Source organism: Arthrobacter sp. Y3223164 (genome assembly GCF_059091005.1).
Window position 1 is genome coordinate 1 of record NZ_JBNHGF010000215.1, and the last position, 4,889, is coordinate 4,889.

5 protein-coding genes are annotated in these 4,889 nt (G+C 65.9%); 2 read left to right on the plus strand and 3 right to left on the minus strand.

Translation table 11 applies throughout. The features are described 5' to 3' along the window. Window positions 1-51 precede the first annotated feature (51 nt). A complete protein-coding gene (locus AC5RUJ_RS11080) occupies window positions 52-1,629 on the minus strand; it encodes an amino acid permease (RefSeq protein ID WP_494127661.1) in 1,578 nt (525 codons plus the stop codon). Between the two features lie 256 nt (window positions 1,630-1,885). After that, complete coding sequence (locus AC5RUJ_RS11085) at window positions 1,886-2,698, minus strand: SGNH/GDSL hydrolase family protein (RefSeq protein WP_494127660.1); 813 nt, start codon at window positions 2,696-2,698, stop codon at window positions 1,886-1,888. A gap of 168 nt (window positions 2,699-2,866) precedes the next feature. Between AC5RUJ_RS11085 and AC5RUJ_RS11090 the strand changes: the two genes are divergently transcribed. Beyond that, complete coding sequence (locus tag AC5RUJ_RS11090; protein WP_494127659.1) at window positions 2,867-3,010, plus strand: hypothetical protein; 144 nt, start codon at window positions 2,867-2,869, stop codon at window positions 3,008-3,010. A 34-nt stretch (window positions 3,011-3,044) separates the two neighbouring features. On the opposite strand, the gene AC5RUJ_RS11095 is transcribed toward AC5RUJ_RS11090, so the two are convergent. Further along, the gene (locus AC5RUJ_RS11095) at window positions 3,045-3,725 is read right to left on the minus strand and encodes a hypothetical protein (protein ID WP_494155865.1); all 681 of its coding nucleotides are present in this window, start codon (window positions 3,723-3,725) and stop codon (window positions 3,045-3,047) included. A gap of 417 nt (window positions 3,726-4,142) precedes the next feature. On the opposite strand from AC5RUJ_RS11095, the gene AC5RUJ_RS11100 reads away from it, so the two are divergent. Next, window positions 4,143-4,889 (plus strand): oxidoreductase (locus AC5RUJ_RS11100; protein WP_494155866.1); only part of this gene is annotated, 747 nt, incomplete at its 3' end.

The following is a 4,889-nucleotide window of genomic DNA, read 5'->3' on the forward strand; positions in this document are numbered from 1 at the left end:
CTGGGTACCGCCGGCGCCCCGCTGCGCCTGGGTAGCCCTGGGGCAGCAGGGTCACCGGGTGGCGCCGGCGGGTTCGTCCTCGAGGTCCTCGGGCGCCCGGAGGTCCATCTCGAGCAGCGGCACCATCGTGGACTTGGTGATGAGGCGGTGGGCCAGCCACAGGGCGATGAAGACCGGCAGCCCGATGTAGGAGGAAAGCACTTCCATGCCCCGCCCGGCTAGCACGGCCTCGTAGTTCTGTCCGGCGATGACCAGGACCAGCATGGCGAAGGCCAGCAGCGGGCCGATGGGGAACAGGGAGGCCTTGTACGGCAGGTCGCTGACCTTGTTGCCCTGGGCCAGGAAGCCGCGCCTGAAGCGGTAGTGGGAGATGGCGATTCCCGCCCAGACGATGAAGCCGCACAGGCCGGACATGTTCAGCAGCCAGGAGTAGGCCGCGCCCTGACCGACGATCGCGGAGAGGAACCCGAAAAGTCCCACGGCCGCGGTGGCCAGGAGCGCCGGAATCGGCACGCCGCGCGCATTAGTACGTCGGAAGATTTTCGGGGCCTTGCCGTCATGAGCCATGGCGTAAAGCATGCGTGTGGAGGCATACAGTCCGGAGTTGCCCGCTGAGAGGATGGCGGTCAGGATCACCGCGTTCATCAGAGCCGCCGCGAAGGCAATCCCGGCGCGCGAGAAGACGAGCGTGAACGGGGATACTGCGACATCGGCCTCGCCGGAGGCCAGCAGACTCGGATCGGTGAACGGGATCAGGCAGCCGATGATGAAGATGGCGCCAATGTAGAAGAGCATGATGCGCCAGAAGACGGTGCGGATGGCCTTCGGCACTTCGCGGCGCGGGTTCTTGGCTTCGCCCGCGGCCACGCCCACCAGTTCGGTGCCCTGGAAGGAGAACCCGGCAATCATGAAGACCGAGATGATCGAGACCCAACCGCCGTGGAACACATCATCGCGGTTCTCCCAGTTGCTCAGGCCCGGGGAGTTGTCCCCAAGGATGCCGACGATCATCAGCACACCGGCGATCAGGAAGAGCACCACCGCGGCGACCTTGATCAGCGAGAGCCAGAACTCCGACTCCCCGAAGGACTTGGCGGAGAGGGCGTTGAGCCCGGTCAAGACGAGCAGGAAGATCCCGGCCCACACCCAGCCCGGGACTCCCGGGAACCAGAAGTCCATGATGATTCCGGCGGCGACCAGCTCGGCGGCCACCGTGATGGCCCAGTTGAACCAGTAGTTCCAGCCGATCGCGAACCCGAAGGACGGCGAGACAAAGCGGGTCGCAAAGGTCTGGAAGGAACCGGCCACCGGAATCTTGGCCGACATTTCCCCCAGCGACTGCATCAGCAGGAACACCATCAGTCCGACCAACGCATAGGCGGCCAAGGCTCCGCCGGGACCCGCCTGGGAAATCGTGCCGCCCGAGGCCACGAACAGCCCCGTGCCGATCGCACCGCCGATGGCGATCATCTGCAGGTGCCGGCTGCTCAGCCCGCGCTTGAGTTCGTTGCCGGCCTCGCCGGAGGTGCGGCCCGCCCCTGTCCCTGGCAAGGATCCGCGTCGTGTTTCTGCAGCTGGTGTGGGCGCCACAGCACTGTCGTCTGTATGCGTGGGGGAGCTGAGTCCCATTGTGCCTCCGGAAGGTAGCAGCGGTGGTTCAGCTTTCCGGGCGGGCCGCCGGAAAGGACGGTGATCAAGCTAACACGCGCAGAAAATGAGTCGTTAAGCAGGGCGGATGTTGCTGACAAGAACTTCAAAATCTTACGAGTACCGGCGTCCCCGCACGAAAAGCAGCAGAGTTGCTAATCCGGTCGCGCTTTTGGGTAGATGTCTCTTGTTCATCTGGTAGGGGCCGTGCTGGATGCCCGGTGGCTGACATGCAGGTTCAGCGGCGTCCTTGGAAGGCTTGCCATGTCAGCTCGGCCAGTGCGGCCTGGCCGGCGGGGCCGGGGTGGAAATAGTCCAGTGTGCTGATCTCGTGGGCGGAGAACTTGTAGGCGTACACGGCGCCCCGGTCCCAGTGGCAGTTCCCGTACCGTGCACACGTCTCCGCGAGGATCTCATTGAAGGCCCGCTCGCGGGCAACCACTTCCTGCCGCTGGTTCTCGGTGAGCTCGGCGCCAAGCACGGAGGGGCAGGTTCCATTGGCCGCCCAGACCCGTCTGGCCTCCTGATCGGTGCGCAAAACGGACCAGAGGCGATGAAGGTCGGGAATGCTGCTGACGTAGATGCGGGCCCGCGGCAGCCCGCGGTGCAGCGAATCGAGGGCAGCCGCGACGTGCCTGGCGAAATCGGCGGTGGACGTCATCGCTGATGCCGACGAGGCGCACAGGTCGTTGGCTCCGATGAGCAGGGTGATGTAGTCCGCCTTCTGGGCCACGGCCATGGACGCCTGTCCAGGAAGATCTGCCGCCTTGGCGCCGCTTGCCGAGTCGTTGAAGTTGTTGTTGTTGATCTGGGGGTGCAGCGCCGCCAGCCGCTCGTAGTGGCTGCGGATGTCGTCGGACCGCCCGTCGCCGGTTGACCAGGACTTGGCCGGGTAGTTGCCGGGCCGGCAACAGGTGTTTGCGGCTTGGGTAATGGAATCTCCGAGTCCCGCAATGGCACTTGGATACGATCGCGGGGCGACGGATCCAGGCAGAGCAAGCAGCGCCAACAGCATCAGCGGCAGGATCAGGAACCGGACGGTGCTGCCCACGGAACCCCTTCCATGTCGAAGACTCTAACCACCGGCAGCGACTGTCGCCATAGAACCGGGACGGTAGATGAACATCCCGAGCGTGACCGAAGCTGAGCAGGCCGGCACCAAGCGGCAGATGGCGCGTGTCTTGGCACCGGGAGCGGCCTGTCCACGTAGGGTCGAGTCATGGATGGGCACCAAGCGACCGAACTGGAAGGGCAGACGACGATCAACGAGTTGCTTGACGAGCCGGTCGGCGTTGCACCGATCCAAATGACACTGCCGATCTATGTCCAGCTTGCGGCGGGAGATTTCCGCCGCCTTTCCTGAATTCCTCACGCCGTCTGAGTGCTATCGACATCGGTCAGGCCCAGCGCGAAGCCGCCGGCCGGCGCCGCCAAGCACTGATCAAAAGCCAGATACTCCAGACGAGGCTCGCCGCGATGCCAACCAGGGTCGGCAGGGCGTTGTTCGGCGAAAATCCTTCGGCACCAATGACCCAGCCCTGCACCAGGTAAGCCAAACCGGTCAGCCCCAGCAAGGAGCCCACGAACCTTGATACCCGGCCGCTCCAGATAATAGCGACGGCAAACAGCACAAACGAGAGCCCCAGCAACAGACATTGGTAACTGCGGGCGCCCCATTCCAGCCAACGAATCCCTTCCGCGACATCGAAGCGGGCGGCCTTCTCCGCCTCCGGCGCGGCTGCCCAGGCATCCACCGCCTGCTTCAGGGCAACGCCGTCAACGGCTTGAAGGACCGCATAAAGCGGCAGCGCCGCTGCCGCGGCGACGCCGGCAAACCGTGACACCCAGGAAGCCGCGCCGCGGTGGATGTCCAGGGCTGCGAACAGGACCAGCAGCCCGGCAATCAGGATTGTCATTCCCACGAACTGGCCCACATGAATCCCGGTCCAGGCAGCACTGTTCGCGTACTCGGAGAAGGCTGCTGCATGATCATTGGCGTTGGCGGCGCCAGGGTGGAATATTCCGACCAGCAAGGAGACCAGCACCCCGGCAAAGAGCAGAGTTGCGGCCAGCCGCAACCGCGAGCGGGTGGGCACTGGTGAATCCTGCTCATCTGCGCGAGTGGGCCGGACGACGCCGTCTTGATCCATGATCCGCCTCCCGACGGCGGCCCGGCTGCGTCTGCTGTCTTGAGGGGTCAGCCTTGGGCCGCCACTATGCAACGGGGTAAAGCCCTCGTATTGCCAACAGTGTGCTCCGGACTTCGGCACTTGTCGAGACGGCGGGAGCGGCCGCGGTAGGGTGCCCGCAAGGGACGTTCAGAGGGCCACAGGGCAAGCCGGGTCGGCATCCGCTGCTCTCCACTCGGGGCCGCTACACTGGCGCCATCGACGGTTGCCGGCGGGTCTTTGGTGCCGACGGCGGCGCCCGGACGTCGCCGGACGAGCAGGGCACCGCCGTCGCGATGGCATTGACGAAGTGAGGCGGACGGCGCGATGGCGATGGACAAAACGGCACTGGTAACCGGAGCGTCTTCCGGCATTGGGGAACACACCTGCCGGGAACTGGCACGCGGCGGCTTCACCGTCTACGCCGCCGCGCGCCGCGTGGAGCGGATGCGCCCGCTGGAAGCGCACGGGATCCGCGTCCTCGAGATGGACCTGACCGACGACGCGTCGATGGTGCGCGGGGTGGAGCAGATCCTGTCGGAGCAGGGACGGCTGGACGTGCTGGTCAACAATGCCGGGTACGCCTCCTACGGCGCCATCGAGAACGTGCCGCTGGAGGACGCCCGGCAGCAGTTCGAGGTGAACCTGTTCGGGCTGGGGCGGCTTATCCAACTGGCGGCCCCGGCCATGCGGGCCCAGGGCAGCGGGCGGATCATCAACGTCTCCTCGATCGGCGGCGTGTTCTACGAACCCCTCGGCGGCTGGTACCACGCGGCGAAGTTCGCGGTCGAAGGTTTGTCGGACTGCCTTCGCGTGGAGCTCAAGCCCTTCGGCATCGACGTGGTGATCGTCGAGCCCGGGCCGATCCTAACCGAGTGGGACGCCATCGCGGTGGAGAGTCTGCAGCGGAGTTCCGAAGGCACGGCGTATGCGCAGCAGGCGGAGAGCGTGGCGCGGGCGATTGGCGGGGCCTACACGGAACGCACGGGAACGCGGCCGGAGGTCGTTGGCCGCCGCATTGCCCGGGTGGCGGGCGCGCGGCGCACGCGCAGCCGGTACCCGGTCGGGAGGGGC

Coding starts and splice junctions, on each gene's coding strand:
- AC5RUJ_RS11080 (WP_494127661.1), bottom strand. CDS start 1,629: ATGGGACTCAGCTCCCCCACGCATACAGACGACAGTGCTGTGGCGCCC.
- AC5RUJ_RS11090 (WP_494127659.1), top strand. CDS start 2,867: ATGGATGGGCACCAAGCGACCGAACTGGAAGGGCAGACGACGATCAAC.